General features: G+C 44.7%; 15 protein-coding genes. 8 read left to right on the top strand and 7 right to left on the bottom strand.

Annotated features, from left to right (window positions below; genetic code table 11):
• Positions 1-14 precede the first annotated feature (14 nt).
• Positions 15-2,474 carry a CHASE2 domain-containing protein gene (locus QUA01_RS13785; RefSeq protein ID WP_333089854.1) on the top strand — a complete coding sequence of 820 codons (2,460 nt, stop codon included), beginning with the start codon at positions 15-17 and terminating at the stop codon, positions 2,472-2,474.
• A gap of 64 nt (positions 2,475-2,538) precedes the next feature.
• Positions 2,539-3,369, top strand: a complete 831-nt coding sequence (locus QUA01_RS13780; RefSeq protein WP_333089856.1) for a DUF928 domain-containing protein — start codon at positions 2,539-2,541, stop codon at positions 3,367-3,369.
• A 256-nt stretch (positions 3,370-3,625) separates the two neighbouring features.
• On the opposite strand, the gene tsaB is transcribed toward QUA01_RS13780, so the two are convergent.
• The 3 genes from tsaB to QUA01_RS13765 form a co-directional block, all read right to left on the bottom strand.
• Positions 3,626-4,333, bottom strand: coding sequence for a tRNA (adenosine(37)-N6)-threonylcarbamoyltransferase complex dimerization subunit type 1 TsaB (gene tsaB / locus QUA01_RS13775; protein WP_333089857.1), 708 nt, complete (start codon positions 4,331-4,333; stop codon positions 3,626-3,628).
• A 2-nt stretch (positions 4,334-4,335) separates the two neighbouring features.
• Complete coding sequence (locus QUA01_RS13770) at positions 4,336-6,045, bottom strand: serine/threonine-protein kinase (protein ID WP_333089858.1); 1,710 nt, start codon at positions 6,043-6,045, stop codon at positions 4,336-4,338.
• Between the two features lie 275 nt (positions 6,046-6,320).
• A complete protein-coding gene (locus tag QUA01_RS13765; protein WP_333089860.1) occupies positions 6,321-6,569 on the bottom strand; it encodes a Ycf34 family protein in 249 nt (82 codons plus the stop codon).
• 108 nt (positions 6,570-6,677) lie between these two features.
• Here QUA01_RS13765 and QUA01_RS13760 point away from each other — a divergent pair, with 108 nt between their 5' ends.
• Positions 6,678-7,931: a CCA tRNA nucleotidyltransferase gene (locus QUA01_RS13760; RefSeq protein ID WP_333089861.1), complete on the top strand. Its 1,254-nt coding sequence runs from the start codon at positions 6,678-6,680 to the stop codon at positions 7,929-7,931.
• 182 nt (positions 7,932-8,113) lie between these two features.
• Here QUA01_RS13760 and QUA01_RS13755 read toward each other — a convergent pair whose 3' ends face one another.
• From QUA01_RS13755 to QUA01_RS13745, 3 genes are all read right to left on the bottom strand, one after another.
• Entirely contained in the window at positions 8,114-8,464 is a 351-nt protein-coding gene (locus tag QUA01_RS13755) for a DUF952 domain-containing protein (RefSeq protein WP_333089862.1), read from the bottom strand.
• 275 nt (positions 8,465-8,739) lie between these two features.
• Complete coding sequence (locus QUA01_RS13750; RefSeq protein ID WP_333309780.1) at positions 8,740-9,177, bottom strand: cupin domain-containing protein; 438 nt, start codon at positions 9,175-9,177, stop codon at positions 8,740-8,742.
• Between the two features lie 265 nt (positions 9,178-9,442).
• Positions 9,443-10,213 (bottom strand): cysteine hydrolase family protein, encoded by a 771-nt coding sequence (locus QUA01_RS13745; RefSeq protein ID WP_333089865.1) that lies wholly within the window; start codon positions 10,211-10,213, stop codon positions 9,443-9,445.
• Positions 10,214-10,328: 115 nt separating this feature from the next.
• On the opposite strand from QUA01_RS13745, the gene QUA01_RS13740 reads away from it, so the two are divergent.
• The 5 genes from QUA01_RS13740 to QUA01_RS13720 all read left to right on the top strand — a co-directional run bounded on the left by QUA01_RS13740 (position 10,329) and on the right by QUA01_RS13720 (position 16,227).
• Positions 10,329-11,774: an amidohydrolase gene (locus QUA01_RS13740; RefSeq protein WP_333089866.1), complete on the top strand. Its 1,446-nt coding sequence runs from the start codon at positions 10,329-10,331 to the stop codon at positions 11,772-11,774.
• Positions 11,775-11,906: 132 nt separating this feature from the next.
• Positions 11,907-13,109: a glycoside hydrolase family 10 protein gene (locus tag QUA01_RS13735; protein ID WP_333089867.1), complete on the top strand. Its 1,203-nt coding sequence runs from the start codon at positions 11,907-11,909 to the stop codon at positions 13,107-13,109.
• A gap of 14 nt (positions 13,110-13,123) precedes the next feature.
• On the top strand, positions 13,124-13,810 hold the full coding sequence (locus QUA01_RS13730; protein ID WP_333089869.1) for a DUF2459 domain-containing protein: 687 nt from the start codon (positions 13,124-13,126) through the stop codon (positions 13,808-13,810).
• Between the two features lie 122 nt (positions 13,811-13,932).
• On the top strand, positions 13,933-14,706 hold the full coding sequence (gene hisA / locus QUA01_RS13725) for a 1-(5-phosphoribosyl)-5-[(5-phosphoribosylamino)methylideneamino]imidazole-4-carboxamide isomerase (RefSeq protein ID WP_333090081.1): 774 nt from the start codon (positions 13,933-13,935) through the stop codon (positions 14,704-14,706).
• 102 nt (positions 14,707-14,808) lie between these two features.
• On the top strand, positions 14,809-16,227 hold the full coding sequence (locus QUA01_RS13720; protein ID WP_333089871.1) for a cation:proton antiporter: 1,419 nt from the start codon (positions 14,809-14,811) through the stop codon (positions 16,225-16,227).
• A gap of 124 nt (positions 16,228-16,351) precedes the next feature.
• Here QUA01_RS13720 and QUA01_RS13715 read toward each other — a convergent pair whose 3' ends face one another.
• Entirely contained in the window at positions 16,352-19,192 is a 2,841-nt protein-coding gene (locus tag QUA01_RS13715; RefSeq protein ID WP_333089872.1) for a PAS domain S-box protein, read from the bottom strand.
• Positions 19,193-19,215 lie beyond the last annotated feature (23 nt).

Raw genomic sequence — 19,215 nt, 5'->3', positions numbered from 1 at the left:
AGGGGGTAAGTGTTATGAGCAAGTTAGTTTATCTCAAATTAGATGGCAATTTGCCAAGCCAAGGTTTTCGAGTTACCTTGGAAATCAAAGAGGATGACGGCGAATCCTTGGCTGATATTACTAGCATTTTACCTGCAAATCCCGAGTTAGCAGTTTTAGTAAATCAACATTGGTCTCAAAAATATCGCTCTTTGGGAATGCCTTCCCGGAACCCTAAAAAAAGAATTTTTCCAGCCTTTTATTCTCTAGTAAGAGCGGGTAATAAAACAAATTCTCGCTCCAAATCTTTCTCTTGGCGAGTTAAGCTTAAAGAAGCAGACACTAGAAGTTCCTTGAAGAAATGCCAGGAATCCGGCCAGCAACTAGCAGCAGCCATGAATATGTGGCTGAAGTCAGAACAGTTTAGAGAAATTGATACGCGACTCAGAGAGAAATTAAATGATCGTGAAGATATTAGGGTATTAATTCGCACCGAAGATCCGAACTTGCACAAATTACCTTGGCATTTGTGGGATTTGTTTGACAATTTTCCGAAAGCTGAACCGTCGCTTGGTCAATTAAACTTTGTTAAACTACAGTTTCAGAAACCTCTCCGCAAATCAAAGGTAAAAATTTTAGCTATTTTGGGAGATAGCCCTGATATTAATGTAAAAGAAGATGAGAAAATCCTGAAAAACTTGTCTCCTAATGCTGATGTTAAAGTTTTAGTAGAACCCAAACGCAAAGAGATTACTGACGAGCTTTGGGAACAATCTTGGGATATTATATTTTTTGCGGGACACGGCGAAACTGAGGATGGTACTGGAAAAATTTATATCAATAAAGATGATTGTTTAACCATTGATGAGCTGTGGGTTGGTTTGAGAAAAGCGGTAGATAATGGTTTGCAACTGGCAATTTTTAACTGCTGTGACGGGTTGGGTTTGGCTACAAAATTAGATGATTTCCAAATGATTCCGCAAATGATTTTAATGCGGGAGTTGGTGCCGGATGTTGTAGCTCAAGAATTTTTAAAATATTTTCTTACAGAGTTTGTAGCTGGCAAGTCTTTGTATGCAGCAAAGAGGGAAGCTTGCAACCGTTTGGGGGATTTAGAGCATAAGTTTCCTTGTGCTAGTTGGTTGCCGGTAATTTGGCAGCATCCGACGGCTGTGCCTCTGGTTTGGAGCGATTTTTTGATTGAGTCCGATGGGCCTGTTGTTGCTGAGAATTTGACTGCGGTTCCTAGGTATGAGAAAAGACCGCCAGTTAAGGGTTTTTCGCCCTTGAAGTCGGTGATTTTGGCGAGTACGGCCTGTACCGTGGCGGTGATGGGAGCGCGTTCTCTGGGGGTGATGGAGGTGTTGGAACTGTCAATGTTCGATCGACTAATGAGGCAGCGGGAATCTGAATTAATCGACAATCGGTTGCTGGTGGTGCAAGTGACTAACAAGGATGTTGACAAGTACGACTATCCGCAAACTGATGCTACTATAGCCAGGGCGATCGACAAATTACTACAATTGAAGCCTGCAGCAATTGGTTTGAATATGCACCGAAATTCGCCAAAGGAACCGGGAAGAAAAGATTTGATTGCCCTTTTTCAAAAAAATCCTAATCTCATTGCTGTATGCACCTACAATGCAGGCAAAATCCTGGAGCCACCCCCAGAATTGTTGCAAAGTAAATTAGAAAATCAAATTGGTTTTATCAATTTACCGCCAGATGAAGCGCGTGACAATAAAGGTAGAAGTATTCGCCGCCAACTTCTATCTTATCACCCGAATCTTTCTAATTTCAAGGATAGTTGCAAAGCTCCGAATAGCTTAAGTTTTCTGTTGGCTGCGCGATTTTTGGAAAATCAAGGCATAAAATTGGAAAAAAACCAGAATGAAGAGTGGGTAATTGGCGGTGTTACATTCAAAAGATTAGCCTCTCGTACAGGAGGTTATCAACCGTTAAAAGAGCCAAAAGTCAGTCAAGTATTGCTTAACTACCGCGCTAACCCCAAACCAGCTTTTAAGGTGACGCTGCAAGAAGTATTGTCAGGGAAAATAGACCCGGATTTAGTCAAGGGTAAGATTGTCTTAATCGGTCATACTTCGGAAGTTTCTGAGACTGAATTCGATACTCCTTACGGTAAAATGCCGGCAGTTTGGATTCACGCTCATATGGTGAGTCAAATTCTCAGCGCTGTAATTGATAAAAGGCCGCTATTGTGGATTTTACCTCAATGGGATCGGTTTCAGTGGGGAGATGCGGTTTTTGTGTGGCTGGCTGCTGTGACTGGCGGGTTGTTGGCTTGGCGTTGGCGATCGCCCTTGCTATTGACGATCGCCAGCGGTGCTATGATTTTTGTGTTGTATCAAGTTTCTTTGATAATTCTGATTTTGGGGGGCTGGATGCCTTTGGTTCCTGCAGTTTTGGCTTTAGTTACGACCGGTGGTATGTTGTTTGTGTACGATCGCTCTTCACAATCGCAAACAAAGCTGTGACGTTTGAAACCGCGCCCGTACAGGCAAAGTCTGCAGAAGCGGACTGGGAGATATCAGAGGTTTTATGTATAAAATGCCATTGCAGTTAGTGTTAGGTTTCATTTTGGCGATCGATGCTGCATCAGCGATGTCACATTCTGCTAATCTAGCTATTTTAGCAGACAATAGTTTGCTGGAAAATCATCCAAGTGCGATCGGGCAAAACGCCAAATCCAACAGCAAACCGAAGGTAAAAACACCAGTCAAGCAGCCCGACAAAAACACTAAACCAGGGGCCGGATCAAAAGTATCGACAACTAGCACACCACCCGATTCTAATACTAGACCTGGTGGCGGTCTCGACCCATCAAAATCATGCAAAAGCACAAATAAAATACTGGCCCTGCTAGTACCCCGCCAAAATCCAGTATTCACAACTTCTGCCCATCCTACCTTTTGGTTTTACATTCCCTATGCTGCCGAAGATATAAAAAAAGGAGAATTTGTCCTACTCACTCAAGACGAAAAAACCTTAATTTACAAAACTTCTTTCCAGCCACCTAAAACTCCTGGCATTGTGAATATTAGTTTACCTACATCTCCAAACTATGCTTTACAAACAGAGCAATCTTATCGGTGGTATTTGAGAATATACTGCAAAAATAATACAAACAATCTAGCCGATTTGACAGCCCAAGGAGGACTGAAAAGGGTAGCCACAACTGCTGAAACAGAGCGTCTGATTAATGCAGCCGCACCTGATATTTGGTACGATTCATTGACTCGTTTGGGCAATTTGCTGTTAGCTTCTCCAAGCGATCAAAAATTGAGAAGTGACTGGAATAAATTGTTAGAGTCTATTGGGGAAAAAGAGTTAAGTCAAGAACCACTAGCCGGCCCGGTTGTGATACCATAAATTACAATTGTAGGGTTTTTCGTCCTCCTATCGTTTCCGCTTGCATCGGAATTATTTAACCACAGAGAGCACAGAGTACACAGAGGGAGAGAATATATATCTGAATCATTCCGATGTTACGGAATTTGATATCAAGCGTCAACTTGGACAAATGTGATATGTATCTTTACTTTTTTTTGCTCCATAGATTTCAGGCAGATAAACGCAGATAAACGCAGATACTTTTAAGATGTTTTTCTAATTTTGCAATTCAAGTCTATTGCCCCTTCACGGGATGTTGCCCGTAATAAGGCAAAGCATCCCACAACTCAGGGCGACTTCCTTGTTTCCACTGCAAATAAGCCAATTCCAACACACCAGAAACCGACGCACCCAATTCGCTGCCAACTTCAATCAATCGATAGGAATTTTCCCAACTTTCCAACTTTTTCTGCCAAGATTCCGCCGTCATTACCGTATCTGTAAACAACTCAGTTACACCAGAATTACTGTTAGCTGCATAAACCGCCCCAAACAATTCCCCGCGCCCTGCAGGCATTTGCAGCGCGATATCCAAAACCCCCCCCTTAGCAAGGGGTAATTCCTCACTCAAAACCCCCCCCTTAGCAAGGGGGGGTTGGGGGGGTTCCGCCCAAGCCACAGCCGCCAAAGTTGAAATCGCAAAAACCGGAATATCCAATTGTTGAGCCAAAGTCCGCGCCGTCACCATACCCATGCGAGTGCCGGTGAAACCTCCGGGCCCCTTCGCCACTGCAATAAAAGCCAAATCCGCCCACGTTTGCGGCTGGATAAACTCGATTAAATGCTGGTGCAAATCCGTTGCTAAACTGCGGCCCAAATTCCAAGTTTGGCAGCGAGAATCGCCGGAAAAATTGCTGATTGCTAAACCTAATTCGGGAGTTGCCGTGTGCAGGGCTAGGCCGTATTTTTTAACTGATATTCTGTCTTGGGGATTGCTATTCACGATTAATGATAATTTTCCTTTACAAAAAACAAGGGCAAAGCGACAACCAAACAACCCAAAAGAACGCCAAATATTCCCGTATTTAATATTCTTGAATTACCCATACCACCAGTTATCAGAAATAGTAAGACTAAACTGGCAAATAAATTTTTATTGGCAAATTCTTTGTTTTGAGAAACTTGATGTTTGACCGTCATAAAACCAGATGCAACTATTAGTGCAAATATTGAATTAAAAATGACGATTTGAGAGCCAAAGATAAACCAAACCAAAGCAAACATTAGCGAATCGATCCAAAAATCCGTATTTTTTAACTTCGGTAGCCAAAATTCTTGGGTAGCAACAGGGGCGATTTTGTTGATTAATTGATTTTGGTGCAGTCGCACGATTTTGTTTCTTAGTTTAATCTTGGGATCGATTTGCAATACTTCCTTCCACTCTGGGATGCGAGAATTGTTGACTCTTCCCAATAGCTTAATGGCTGTGATTTGATTTAACTGCAAATCGGTTAACCGGGTGGCAATTATTTGGGATAGGTGCGGGTAGTAAATGGGGTTGTCTTCGGTTCGGTTGATGACGATATTTAGTTTTTGTTTGGCTTGACTGACTTGGATTGTAACATTGTACGGGGCGATCGCATCTTGCAAAGCTTGCTGAATTTCGGCTTGCTGTTGGCGAGTGAAAAGCGACACACCGGGCGCAGGTGTAACCACCCGTTCTGCGGATGTTTCCGGCGCATCCAGCACAGGCTGCCCCTCTAAATACACCGGCTTGGGGTTCAAGTGCCGGATGACTGCAGATGCTGAATTGTAGCGCCGGTTGGTGGCACTTTGGAGCATGGTGTCGAGGATGCGGCCGAAATCGTCGCTAACAGCACTCTTCAAATAATTTCGCCAAGCCCAAGAATCCTCGGCGCTGTCGAACAAATCGAAGGGAGGAATGTGAGTCAGCAAGTGAATGCAAGTAACGCCCAAACTATAGATGTCGCTGGCAAAAACTGCTTTTCCCATCAATTGTTCTGGGGCTGTATAAGCAGCGCTGCCGATAATTGTACCTGTTTGTGGCAAGCCAGTTGTTGTTACTTTCTTAGCTGCACCAAAGTCTACTAAAACGATATCTTTTTGGAAAGGAGATGGTTGATAGGAACTTTCTAAGGCTGGTAAGGGAGTTGGAGATAGGCGGCGGCGAATGATATTTTCTGGTTTAATATCCCGGTGAATGACTTTGGATTTGTGGACGAAGTGGAGCACTGGTAATAAATCGTTGAGGAGTTGCCGAATTTGAGTTTCGGTGAATGCTCCTTTTTGTTCTAATTCTTGGGCGAGGTTTTTGCCGTCTATAAATTCTTGTACTAAATACTGTCTCCCGTCTTGTTGAAAATGGGCGATTAATTCGGGAATCTGGGGATGTTTTCCCAAGATTTCTAGCTGGGCTGCTTCTTGCTGAAATAGTTGGGCCGCTTTTTCGGCAGCGGTGTTTTGCGGCAAAAATTGCTTGATTACGCACTGCGAAAAAATCAGGGGTTTTGTTTCATCAACTGCTAGGAAAGTTCTGCCAAAGCCTCCTTGTCCGATCGCCTTTATGGTACGGTAGCGAGATGCTAATGGCGATTTTTCGTTAGTTAACAACAATTTCGAGCCGCAACTTTGGCACAATTCTGCATTCCCTGAATTTTGCGGATTCTGACAAGTTGGGTTTAAGCAATAGGACATTGGATTTTATCTTTTATCTTTTATATTTTTAATTGTTGACTGTTATTGGTTAGTGGTTATTGGTTAGTTGTTATTGGTTATTGGTTAGTTGTTATTGGTTATTGGTTAGTTGTTATTGGTTATTGGTTAGTTGTTATTGGTGAATTGTTAACAACTAACAACTAAGAGGGCCCGCACGCACCATCCACCGCCCCTACCAACTAACAACTAACAACTAACAACTGCCAACTGCCAATTGCCAATTGCCAATTGCCAACTGCCAACTGCCAACTAACTTAAGTCGGTACGAGTTCGCCCGGCCGCAATTTGGCCCATTTGCCGGTCTCTTGCTTAAAACTTTCACAGCCGACTACATCCCATTCCATTTCTATTTCGTCTTGGCGGGGGCGGATGTTGACGTTGATGGTGGGTTCTACGGGGTCAAAATCTGGTGTTTCGGTGAGGTGAATCTGTTCGTGCTGTTCTTCTACGGCGTGGTAGGTGAAGCAGCGGTCTACATAGTGGCAGTTAATACAAATACACATTCTTGATATCCTCTGTGCATTTCAAAAAAATTGGTGAATTCTGAGCTTTCTGTTAATCTAGCTTAGCAAGAGTTTAATGGTTTGTAAGGAAAGTAGATTTTTGTTGCGATGCCGATTAATTTGCCAACTGCGCTATCTCCTGAGACTTGGCCGTTCGATTTGGAACTGCTGACACCGCCTGTTTATCTGGTGGGCGGTGCGGTGCGGGATGCGCTGCTGGGACGCCGATCGCACTATTTTGATTTGGATTTCGTTATGCTAACACGGGCGGTGAAGACTGCTCGAAAAATTGCCGATCGCACGAAAGGCGGATTTGTCTTGTTGGATGCGGAACGACAGATTGCGCGGGTGGTGTTTGCGGGCGGTACGGCGGATTTTGCGGAGGCTTTGGGGGGGAGTCTGGAGGGAGATTTGTTGCGCCGGGATTTTCGGATAAATGCGATCGCCTGCAATCCTTTTACCGGAGAAATCATCGATCCTTTGGACGGTCAAACTGATTTGCGGTTGGGTTTGCTGCGGATGATTTCGCGATCGAATTTGGAAGACGATCCGCTGAGGTTATTAAGAGCTTACCGCCAAGCGGCGCAGTTGGGTTTTGCGATCGAACCGGAAACTCAATCTGCGATTCGAGAATTAGCGCCGTTGTTGAGTCGGGTGGCGGTGGAACGGGTGCGGACGGAATTAGGTTATTTGTTGAGCAATCATAACGGTATTCCTTGGATTTGTCGCGGTTGCGAAGATGGTTTGTTTTCGATTTGGTTTGCAAGTGCGATCGACCGTTTCGATATCTTGACAAAAATCGACTCCTGTGCTGCTGATTTGGCGGCAATTTATCCAGACTTGGGGAGAGAATTTGGGCGATCGATTCGAGATACAATTAAAACGCCGTTGTTGGCAGTTGGGAAGTTAGCTATTTTAGCAAATTCCGACCCGACAATCGCTGAAACAGAGTTGCTGCGGTTGAAGTACAGCAATGCAGAGATTAAAAGTGCGATCGGGCTTTTGAAATACTTGCCCAAACTGCAAGCAAAACCGATTGCAGAAATGTCCTTGCGAAAACAATATTTTTTGTTTCGGGATGTAGGAATAGTATTTCCAGTTTTAGCAGTTTTAGCCCTAGCCGCGGGAGTCGCAGTTGATGATATTTCCCTGCTAATTAATCGCTACCTCGATGCCGATGACATTATCGCTCATCCCACCCAATTAGTTAGCGGCAATGAGTTAATGGAATCTTTGAATATTCCCAGAAGTCCGCTCATCGGTCAATTATTAATGGAGATTCAATTAGCGCGGGTAGAAGGGAGAATTGCGACTCGCGAAGAGGCGCTGAAACTGGCCGCCGACTTGATTGAAGTTGATTAATATTTGGGAAATATCGCAACAACAGTCTTGCTAGAAGCCAGTTCACCAACCATCTGTAATTCACATCCCAAATATCTATCAACCAGCCCCAGCGATCATCTGTAAATGCGTCTACATTTATCTGCGTTGCATCTGCTTGACATCTGCGGTTGAATTATCAATCAAAAAATTATTCAATAAGTTTATTTAGGGCTGGCTGTTAATTCGGCCGGCAATTGAAACTTACCATCTGCACCCGCTTCCAACTCAAAAACTTGCAAGACAGCATCAACATTCAGCGGCCCGTAAATGTGCGGGTAATCTTCACCAGCGGCAAATTCATACTTAACTTCAGATTCTACTTTCTCCGAATCAATCCACAGCAGCAACAATCCTGTTTGTCCCACAAAAAATTTATTAGCAGATTTCACAACTTGCGGCAAAGTTGAACAGTGGATAAATCCTTCAGTATCTAGCGTATCCCCGCGATAGAATTGCACTTGTTTGGCTTGTTCCCACTGTTGGCTGCGGGTGATGTGAAAGATAACGCTCATAATTAGATTGGTTTTAAGTGCGACTGGTACAAAACTTACAAATGCGGGGTCAAAAACTCGGTTTCTGTACCAAAATATTTCGCTATTAATTAGCGACAATTTTTCAAAGAAACCGGATTTTTTTGCCTTCGTTGCGCCGCAGTACAATTCGACAAGGAAAACTCCCGCCGCAACTTACTGTCAGCGTCTTAATTTTAGCACCGATCGCCCTGCGCTGCACCCGGAGCCGCGCCAGTCATTTTTTCTGTTTGCTGACGGTAATCCTCACTAGAAACTTAGCACGTCACCAGTACATCCGATCGCCCAAGAACCCTCATATCTTCCTCATCAAGTTCGACTGGTGTACCGCTGCGAATTAGTTCCACAAAATCCTCATTCGGCACCATAATGCACAAAGTGTACAAACGTTCATTGCCCGTATTTTTAATTACATGAGTACCGGTTGGAGGCACTAACAAACTATCACCCGGTTTAATACTAACTGTTTTGCCGTCGCAGGTGGCTTCCCCTGTTCCTTTGAGTACAAAAAACATTTCTACTGCAAATTGATGGCGGTTAGGAGGAGTTTTGCCACCCGCATCGAAGATTTCGATGCAAACTGTTAAGGAAACATTAGCTATTACCGGATCGAAGACGATAGCTAATCTATTAGTATCGCCCGGACTGATGCGAAATGCTTGGTAGTCTTTCGGAGATTTTATCACAGGAATCATGCACTGATTTGTCATTTTTTTATTGTTAGTTATGGTTGAAGGCAGTAGTCAGTAGTCAGTAGTTATTGGTTGTTGGTTGTTGGTTATTGGTTATTGGTTATTAGTTATTAGTTATTGGTGGCCACTCACAAATAATGTCAGACAAATAACAATGCTATAGATGCCCAATGCCGAATTCCCAATGCCGAATTCCCAATGCCCAATGCCCAATGCCCAATTCCCAATTCCCAATGACTAATGACTACTGACTAATGACTACTGACTGTTATTTAATTGCTTCTAACATAGCCTGAGAATCCGACAAAAAACCAAAACATTGTTTAACGTTATAAAGAGTAGCTTGCCAGCAATAATCTGGCGATGTCGTAGCGGTACAATCTTTGACTAAAATACAGTCGTAACCGAGGAAATTAGCATCTTGCAGTGTAGCCATGACGCACTGATCGGCGTTTACTCCTCCGAAGAAAAGTGTAGTTCTGCCGAGGTTCCGCAAGATACTATCTAAAGGAGTATCCCAAAAGCCACTCATCCGATATTTGTCCACACAAATATCCTCCGGTTTCTGTTCCAATTCATAGACAACCTGCGCCGCCCAACTCCCCGCCATCAGTACAGGTGCGCCGTTTTTTGGCAGGGGATCTCCCAAACCTACGCCGTCGCCTGTGGGATTGTAAACGTGACGGGAAGCTGCACTAATATTGAGTAAATCGGGGCGGTTTCCCCAGTTGATCCAAATAATTGGCATTGCGTGCGATCGCAATTTTGGCAGTAAATTTTGTAAAGGATTAATTGGAGTGCGCGCAGGTGTAACATCGACGCCGATGTGTGATAGCCAACCGTCGGGGTGACAAAAATCATTTTGCATATCTATCACCAACATTGCTGCTTTTGCTAAATCCAAACGCAGGGTTTTCGTTTCTGTTTCTAGGATAACAGGTTGAGGCGCGATCGGCGATCGGGTGATGTCGGCAATTTTTTCATCAACTTTCCAAGCATTCGGGGCTACGCCCAAGGTGCGGAGAGAATCGGGATTCATATTTTACGTTTAAGTCGATTGACTTACTTAAGGTTAGCAGGCACTGACTAAAAGATTAAATGACATTAAACATTACAATAGTAATAGATGTGAATTCACCAGAAGGGGTCAATCTGTGAGCTTTACAATTCAAAATGTTTTAATTCCCGTTGAGGGTGGTTATACAACCGGAGACGTGCAGGTGGTGGATAATTGCATAAGTGCGATCGGGTTGCACAATCGGTACTTTAATACCATCTATTATCAAGGAGAGAATAAGAGGACTGCAACAGTAATCGACGGCAAAAATAAGCTACTGCTACCCGGTTTTGTCAACGCGCACACCCACTCTTCTGAAATGTGGCAGCGCGGGATTATTCCGCCTTTACCTCTGGAATTGTGGCTGACCGACTTGTACGATTTTACCCCACTCGAACCCGAACAAATTTATTTAAGCGCCTTGGGAACAGCGGTAGAAACTTTGCTATCCGGCGGTACGAGTGTCGTAGATCATTTAGTTTTGATTCCGGGGCAAGAATTAGAGACAATTGCCGCCGCGGTTCGCGCTTATCAAGAAATCGGCATCCGCGCTTTTATCGGGCCGTTAATTCAAGATGAATCTCTGACAGCGGGAATGCCTGCGGGCGAGGGCGGCATCGAACACGCGGCTTACATTCGCTCGACAAAGGCAACTTTAGAACTCATGGAAGCCGTTATCAAACAGTTTCACAATCCCGAAAAAGGTGTTAATATATTGATGGCACCGACGGGAATTCAACTGTGTTCCGATGCTTTGTTTGAAGGCTGCATCGAATTGAGCGATCGCTACAATCTTTGCCGCCACGCCCACCTCCTAGAAACCTCAGCCCAAAAACAACTAGCTCACGAAAAATACGGTTGCAGCGCCGTCGAACACCTGCAAAAAATCGGTTTTTTAACTCCTCGTACTTCCTTAGCCCACTGCGTCTGGCTGGAAGATTCGGACATCGCAATTCTAGCAGAAACTGAATCGACTGTTGTACACAATCCCCTCAGCAACCTGCGGTTGGGAAGCGGGATTGCACCGATTTTGAAATGCCGCCAAGCGGGAGTAAACGTATCTTTCGGCTGCGACGGCGCCGCTAGCAACGACTCTCAGGATTTGCTGGAAGCAATTAAAATGGGTTCGATTTTGCACAATATTACGGATTTGGATTACCGCCACTGGATTACGTCGCGAGAGTCTGTAGAAATGGCATCGCTGGGAGGAGCAAAAGGCTTGAATCTTGCCGATGAAATGGGTTCGCTGACTGTCGGGAAAAAAGCAGATTTTGTGCTGTACGATTTAACCAGTTTATCATTGTTGCCGCGCACCGATCCGATCGGCTTGCTAATATTAGGGCGCCCGACTAATGCGGTACACAGTGTTTGGGTAAACGGCAAGCATATTATTGGCGAAGGTAAGGTAAAAACCATCGATGTTGATGCTTTGAGGCGGGAATTATTCGATCGCAGCGAGTGGACTAGCAAGCGTCAATCGCAAACCGTGAGCAAGATTGAATCGCACTACCGCCAAGTGATGAAATTGCCTGGTTATTCTTAAGGGAGCGCAGAAATACTCGGCGGTTGAAACCGCGGCTATACAGACAAAACCCGCCTCCGCGGGTTGAAGAATAAAGGTGCGCCATGCGCACCCTACAGTATGATGTTAAACTGTGGTGTTTGCGAAAAATTGATGATTAAACTGCACAAATGGCGGCGGATACTGGCTTTAATAGTTGTTTTTGCGATCGCCCTTACCTCCTCCGCCCTTTTCTCCCCCCGTCTATTGGCTCAAACCCCGCCCAAAACCCCAACAACCGAATTGCGAGGCGTGTGGCTGACTAATATTGACAGCGACGTTATTTTCTCGCGCAACAGCATCATTGACGCTGTAAATCGACTGGATAAACTCAACTTTAACACCATCTATCCTACGGTTTGGCAAGGAGGCTACACGCTTTATCCCAGTGCTGCAGCCAAAAAAGTATTCGGAAAGTCGATCGACCCATCACCCGGATTGAAAGACCGAGACATACTCAAAGAAATTATAGCACAATCGCACCCAAAAAATATAGCAGTAATTCCTTGGTTTGAATTTGGTTTCATGGCACCCGCCGAATCAGAATTAGCCACACTTCACCCCGACTGGTTGGCGAAGCGGCGCGACGGTTCAACTATTTGGAAAGAAGGCGAACACGATCGAGTTTGGCTGAATCCCTTTCATGCCGAAGTACAGCAATTTATCTTAGATTTAATCCTAGAAATTGTCGATAATTACGATATAGATGGAATTCAATTTGACGACCACTTCGGTTTACCAGTAGAATTTGGCTACGAACCGCTAACAGTGTCAATGTATCAGGAACAAATCAAAAGCCCTCCTTCCAATGACCCCCGCGAAACCTTCTGGGTGCGCTGGCGCGCCGACAAAATCAACGACTTTATGGGACGAATTTCCCGCGCCATCAAATCCCGCAAACAAAAATGTATTGTCAGCTTATCTCCCAACCCCCTGCACTTTGCTTTGCCAGCCCACTTGCAGGACTGGTTCACCTGGGAAAGACGCGGCTATATCGAAGAACTTATAGTGCAGGTTTATCGCAGCGATATCAAGCGTTTTAACGCCGAATTGGAACGGGAAGAACTCAAATTAGCTAAAACGCACATTCCAACTGCGATCGGCATTTTAACAGGATTGAAAAATAATTCAATTCCGCTGAAACTCATTCAAGATCAAGTCCAAGAAGTGCGAAAAAGAAATTTTGCAGGCGTTTCCTTCTTTTTCTACGAAAGTTTGTCGAATTGGGCTAACGAAACCCCCGAACAGCGCAATTTGGCATTGCAAGAATTATTTCCCACAAAGATGCAGCGCCCGCCATCCGAAGGTAGAATTTGAAACTAACGGTTAAAATGAGAAAAATCATAAAGCGCTTAGGAATTGTCATCTTATCTTTTACCGCTGTCCTAACAATTGGCTATCTAACTCCCACAAAGTGGGGAAATTACTCGCAAACAGATTGTACGGTTTCCGTGCAAATTTATAACGGAGGCATCCACACCGAAATTATTGTTCCAGTTAAAAATGAATATTTTGACTGGAATCAATATTTACCGCTAACAGAAATAGGACGCGATGCGACTTCCGATTATAAATATCTATCTTTTGGCTGGGGAGATAGAGCTTTTATGCTAGAAAATCCCAGCTCAGGAAGTATCAACCCAGTTACAGGTTTCAAGGCGCTTATTTTCCCTAATCCATCTACCGTACAAGTCCAAGGTTATCGGGTTTTTCCCCCAGATCGAGAAACCAAATGTGTTAAAATGAGCGGAGAAAATTATTTGAGGATGGTAATTTTTATTCAAAATACATTCCAATTAGACGGCGGAGGTAATAAAATAAAAATTAGCTACGGCTACAACAAAAACGACAGTTTTTATGAAGCCAAAGACAGTTACTCTATTTTGAGAACTTGCAACGACTGGACGGCAGAAGCTTTGCGAAAAGCTGAGGTAAATACTCCTGTATGGTCAACTCTATCGTCATCGATCATGTTTCATTTAAACAGCGGTTGCGAATGTATAGTCAGTAGTCAGTAGTCATTTGTTATTTGTTACTCGCTTGGGGCTGGCAATAACGAATAACCGATTACCAATTCCCGATGCCCAATTCCCAATTCCCAATTCCCAATTCCCAATTCCCAATTACCAATTCCCAAATCATGAATGTAATTCCAGCGATCGACCTATTGGACGGAAAATGCGTCAGATTGTATCAGGGAGACTACGCCAAGTCTCAAACTTTTAACGACAATCCCGTCGAAGTCGCCAGACAGTGGGTAAATCAAGGCGCGACAATGCTGCATTTGGTAGACCTCGATGGGGCAAAAGCGGGTCATCCCGTCAATCAAGCAGCCATTGAGGCGATCGTCCGCGCCGTAGACGTTCCCTGTCAAGTAGGCGGCGGAATGCGCGATCGCGCTTCTGTTGCTGCTATCCTCAATTTAGGAGTCAAGCGCGCCATTCTCGGGACTGTCGCCGTCGAACAACCGGAATTAGTAGGCGAATTGTGCGCCGAATTTCCCGGTCAAATTCTGGTGGGAATCGATGCCAGAAACGGTAAAGTTGCTACTAGAGGCTGGTTGGAAACTTCAGAAGTTTTAGCAACAGAATTGGCGCAAAAAATGGCCGAATGGGGGGCAGCAGAAATTATTTACACTGATATTCACCGCGATGGTACTATGGAAGGGCCGAACTTGGAATCTTTGCGCGAAATTGCTAACGCTATTTCGATTCCAGTGATTGCATCGGGCGGCGTTAGTTCGATCGCAGATTTGTTGACATTGTTGGCATTGGAACCAATTGGTGTCAAAAGCGCGATCGTCGGTAGAGCAATTTATACCGGTGATATATTGCTAAAAGAAGCAATTCAAGCCGTCGGACAAGGGCGGTGGCAAGATGTACCCCCAGATTTGGGTTCTTCCAGTTTTGCTTGAACATCTGAATCAGCACAACCAGCCTTTAAAAAACAGGACTCCTTGAGTTTGTCTGCATCCAGAATTATCTGATTAGAATGTCTTTCTTATCATCATTGTACCATGTTTTTTAACCCAACAATTACAGCTTTAAGTTCTGGGATGGCATCCTTAATTGCTCCCATACCTTTGCTAGCAACAGTCGATCCCGAAAATTCGCCGATCGTTCTGAGCGGAGTTCTGCTCAGTTTGGTAGTGATTTATCTTGCCAGCAAATTAGGCGCGGAAGCGGCTATGAAGTTTAATCTTCCACCAGTTTTGGGTGAACTTGTAGCAGGGGTGATTGTTGGCGTATCCGCTTTACACCTGATCGTTTTTCCCGAAGGCGGACTGTCAGCTTCCAACTCAGGAATTATGACTGTTTTGCAGTCGATAAATTCTCTGTCCCCTGCCGCCGTCACCAGCGTGTTTGAATCGCAGAGCGAGATCGTTTCTGTGCTGGCTGAATTGGGGGTGATTATTCTACTGTTTGAAATTGGTTTGGAGTCGGATATCAGACAACTCAAAGAAGTGGGAATTCAAGCCACCTTTGTCGCTGTTGTCGGCGTAGCAGTTCCCTTTGTTGCGGGTACTGCGGGCTTGATGATAATTTTTCACACGGCGGCGATTCCGGCAATTTTTGCAGGGGCTGCTTTGACAGCCACCAGCATCGGAATTACCTCAAAAGTTTTGTCTGAATTAGGACGGCTGAAATCCAAAGAAGGTCAAATCATTGTCGGGGCGGCAGTAATTGACGACGTGCTGGGAATTATTGTCTTGGCGGTAGTTGCCAGTTTAGCGAAAACAGGTGAAATTGATGTTGTTAATGTCATCTATTTAATCATTGGTGCAACTGCATTTTTGCTAGGTTCAATTCTGTTGGGCGGCATCTTTAATAAAAGCTTTGCCGCAGTAGTTGATAAACTCAAAACTCGCGGTAATATCGTCATTCCGGCATTTATATTTGCTTTTTTCATGGCGTTTATCGGCAACGCAATTCATCTCGAAGCGATTTTGGGTGCTTTTGCGGCTGGTTTAGTGTTAGATGAAAGCGATGCCCGCAATGAGTTGGATGAGTTGATTAAACCCGTCGCTGATTTGTTTGTACCCATCTTTTTTGTGACGGTGGGAGCGCGGGCAGATTTGGGTGTTTTGAACCCAACAGTGCCGGATAATCGGGCGGGACTTTTGATTGCCGTGTTTTTGATTGTGGTGGCGATTTTTGGCAAGTTGGTGACTGGTTGGGCGGTGTTCGGTCAGCCTGGAATCAATCGATTGGCGATCGGAGTTGGGATGATTCCTCGGGGCGAAGTTGGGTTAGTTTTTGCCGGTATCGGTTCGGCTAGCGGGGCTTTGGATAAGCCGCTGGAGGTTTCGATTATTATCATGGTAATTCTGACGACTTTTTTGGCTCCGCCTTTTCTGCGGATTGCCTTTGGCGATACGGTAGAGCCTCCTGCTAGCGGGGAACCTTCCAGCGAGCAAACTGCTATTGGCGGGTGATATTAAGTCTATTTTGAGGTGGTTGGGGGCGATCGGCTGGTTTTGAATCAGAAAGGGCGATCGTCTCCATTGCTACTCATTCGCCTCCCGGTTCTCAAAGAAATGGGTCTAATTGCGATCGCGGTTATTTACCAACGAGTGCTACAGAACCGTTTTGCAAAACAGGAATTTCAATTAGGAACTCTGTTCCTTGATGGGGTTGAGAAAAGCACTGGAGGAAGCCACCGTGCTTGTCAACTACAATTTGATAGCTGATGGATAGCCCTAATCCAGTTCCTTTACCAGTTGGTTTTGTAGTGAAAAAGGGATTGAACACCTGTTGTCTAACAGTTTCCGTCATTCCAGGCCCATTGTCTTGAATTTGAATCACCACGTTTTTACAATGACCGGGCCCAGTTTCGTTTGTGACTAGCTTAGTCCGAATAGTGATGCGACTGGGATGCTTTTGGATGTCTTTTGGAGAACGCTGATTGTCGTAGTTTTCTAAAGCATCGATCGCATTTGCCAGAATATTCATAAAGACTTGGTTCAACTGTCCGGCATAGCACTCTACCAGCGGTAAGTCGCCGTACTCTTTGACAATTTCAATAGCAGGATGAGCCGGATTTGCCTTCAGTCGATTTTGCAAAATCATCAATGTGCTGTCAATTCCCTCGTGGATATCAACTGGCTTCATTTCTGCCTCATCCAGCCGCGAGAAGTTTCGCAGCGACAGGACAATTTGACGAATGCGATCGGCTCCTACCTTCATTGAAGTCAGGATTTTGGGCAAATCTTCACTAATGAAGTCTAGCTCGAACTCTTCAATTTTTTCCTGAATTTGGGGATTAGTTGGATAGGTTTGCTGGTAAAGCTGAATCAACTTTAGTAAATTTTGCGTGTAGTCCGCAGTATGGCTCAGGTTGCCATAGATAAAGTTGACTGGATTATTAATTTCGTGAGCAACACCGGCAACCAATTGCCCCAAACCCGACATTTTCTCTGCCTGAATAAGCTGTGCCTGAGTTTGCTGTAAGGTTTTGAGTGCAACCTCAGCTTCCTCTTTTGCTTGCCTTAAAGCAGCTTCGGCTTGCTTGCGTTCAGTAATATCCAGTGCCAAGGATGCAACTCCCACAATATTTTCAGCATCCCCTACTAAAGGCGTATTGAACCATTCGCAAATAATGATTTTGCCGTTTTTTGTAATATTTTCGTTGACGCTGTACATTCCTTCGCTCTGCATCAACAACTCGCTCATAATTTGATCGACCATCTTTCGGGCAGATGCAGGCACTATTAATTCTGCGGGATGGTGTCCGATCGCCTCTGTAGCCGTGTAACCAAAAATCTTCGCTGCCGCTGGATTCCAGGTAGTGACTTTAAAGTTTAAATCCCATTCCACAACTGCCAGTGAAGTTTTGCGGAATATAAAAGATAGCCGCTGCTCCGACGCTTTGAGTTCTTCTTCTACCTGTTTTCGTTGAGTAATGTCAATCCCTGTTTTGATGATGTACTCAATTTCACCCTGATTATCTACTAAAGCAGTATCTGACCAAGCAATCAGTCTGAGTTGTTGATCTTTGCTCAACCAACTGCCTTCATATTGCTGGGGAAAATTACCAGCTTTTAAAGACTCAAAAGTAGTTTTGGCAAGTCCTGCTAAGTCTGAGTTCGGAAACAAATCCCAAAAGTAGCACCCCTTTACTTCACTAAACGAGTAATCAGTCATTTGTTCGCAAGCTCGGTTAAAGCGAACGATTTGTCCCTTCGGGTCGAGCACAACTACCACGGCACCTGCAATTTCAAGAATGGCTGAAACGAAATTCCGTTCTACTTCAACTGCTGTAATCAGTTCCTCTAACTGGGTTGCCATATTGTTAAAGGCGATCGCCAATTTCCCCAGTTCGTTTTGGCTGTCGATGTTGACCCGCGTCTCTAATTGCCCCGCACTGAGTTTAGTAGCTGCCGTGGTTAAGCGCTGGAGCGGCACCACAATTTGCCGAATAAATAGATACCCAATGCCAACAGCCACGAGCGTCACCACCGCCAATGAGCCTCCCATAACTGAGAGCATCTGGTAAACAGGAGCATAGGCCTCAGCCGTTGGCAGTTCTACAACCACATTCCAATTCACGCTCCGAACTAAGGCACTGGCTCCCAATACTTCTACCTGCTTTAGACCCTGATAAACGTTAAGGCGCTTAGTATCTTCGGATTCTTTCAAGAATTGAAAGAAGGGGCGCTGAGCAATATCTTGAAGTTTAAAAGTTTCTGGCTTACTACCCTTTTGAGCAATCAGAAAATTACGCTCATCAACTACATAAACATAACCCGTCTTGCCGACCTCCGTTTGGGAAACAACAAACCAGAGAAAGTTGAGATTTATCTCTGCTAATAGCACCCCATCCACCTCATCTCGCTCATTCCGAATTGGAACCGCCAGAATGGTGGTTGGTTGGTGGGTTTGAGGATTAATTTCTACAGGACTGACATAATCTTCCTGTTGTTTAAAGGCACGAATAAACAGTGGCGAATTGGCTGGATTTTCTAACTTGAGCGGTTCGTAGGGTGAAACTGACGCGACAACTTGTCCCTTCCGGTTCAAAATGGCAACGGCTTCATAAGCATCATTATGACGAGTCAACCCTTCCAACAGGCTCTGCTGCGCTTGTGGTTGAAAGTTTGTGAGTCCTTTGACCCTAGCTAAATAGCTCAGTTTTCGTTTCAAGTCATCTAGATAATTATCAATCTGCGCTGCTGCTGTCTGACTGCGCTCTTCTTGGAGCGATCGCGATTGCTGTATCTGCGCCTGAAAGCTGAGGTAGATCAGCAAGCCACCAGTGGGCAGTAAGCTCAGGAGAACCAAAAATATCAAACCATAGCGGAGCTGATTTGCAATAGAAAAAAAGCGTTGCCAGGGATGATAACGGCAGCTTCTGGCAATCGGCAGAACGCGCTCGTTGCGTTCGTTGCGTTGATTTTTCATCGGACTTAGGACAAATAATGGTA

The sequence above is a fragment of the Microcoleus sp. S36a_B3 genome, assembly GCF_036700745.1.
Lineage (GTDB): Bacteria > Cyanobacteriota > Cyanobacteriia > Cyanobacteriales > Microcoleaceae > Microcoleus.
This window is presented reverse-complemented; position numbering and strand designations above follow the sequence as displayed.

Bases quoted from the DNA above. Each gene is read 5' to 3' on its own strand.
- QUA01_RS13785 (WP_333089854.1), top strand. From the start codon at position 15: ATGAGCAAGTTAGTTTATCTCAAATTAGATGGCAATTTGCCAAGCCAA.
- QUA01_RS13780 (WP_333089856.1), top strand. From the start codon at position 2,539: ATGTATAAAATGCCATTGCAGTTAGTGTTAGGTTTCATTTTGGCGATC.
- QUA01_RS13770 (WP_333089858.1), bottom strand. From the start codon at position 6,045: ATGTCCTATTGCTTAAACCCAACTTGTCAGAATCCGCAAAATTCAGGG.
- QUA01_RS13765 (WP_333089860.1), bottom strand. From the start codon at position 6,569: ATGTGTATTTGTATTAACTGCCACTATGTAGACCGCTGCTTCACCTAC.
- QUA01_RS13760 (WP_333089861.1), top strand. From the start codon at position 6,678: ATGCCGATTAATTTGCCAACTGCGCTATCTCCTGAGACTTGGCCGTTC.
- QUA01_RS13755 (WP_333089862.1), bottom strand. From the start codon at position 8,464: ATGAGCGTTATCTTTCACATCACCCGCAGCCAACAGTGGGAACAAGCC.
- QUA01_RS13750 (WP_333309780.1), bottom strand. From the start codon at position 9,177: ATGATTCCTGTGATAAAATCTCCGAAAGACTACCAAGCATTTCGCATC.
- QUA01_RS13745 (WP_333089865.1), bottom strand. From the start codon at position 10,213: ATGAATCCCGATTCTCTCCGCACCTTGGGCGTAGCCCCGAATGCTTGG.
- QUA01_RS13735 (WP_333089867.1), top strand. From the start codon at position 11,907: ATGATTAAACTGCACAAATGGCGGCGGATACTGGCTTTAATAGTTGTT.
- QUA01_RS13730 (WP_333089869.1), top strand. From the start codon at position 13,124: ATGAGAAAAATCATAAAGCGCTTAGGAATTGTCATCTTATCTTTTACC.
- hisA (WP_333090081.1), top strand. From the start codon at position 13,933: ATGAATGTAATTCCAGCGATCGACCTATTGGACGGAAAATGCGTCAGA.
- QUA01_RS13720 (WP_333089871.1), top strand. From the start codon at position 14,809: ATGTTTTTTAACCCAACAATTACAGCTTTAAGTTCTGGGATGGCATCC.
- QUA01_RS13715 (WP_333089872.1), bottom strand. From the start codon at position 19,192: ATGAAAAATCAACGCAACGAACGCAACGAGCGCGTTCTGCCGATTGCC.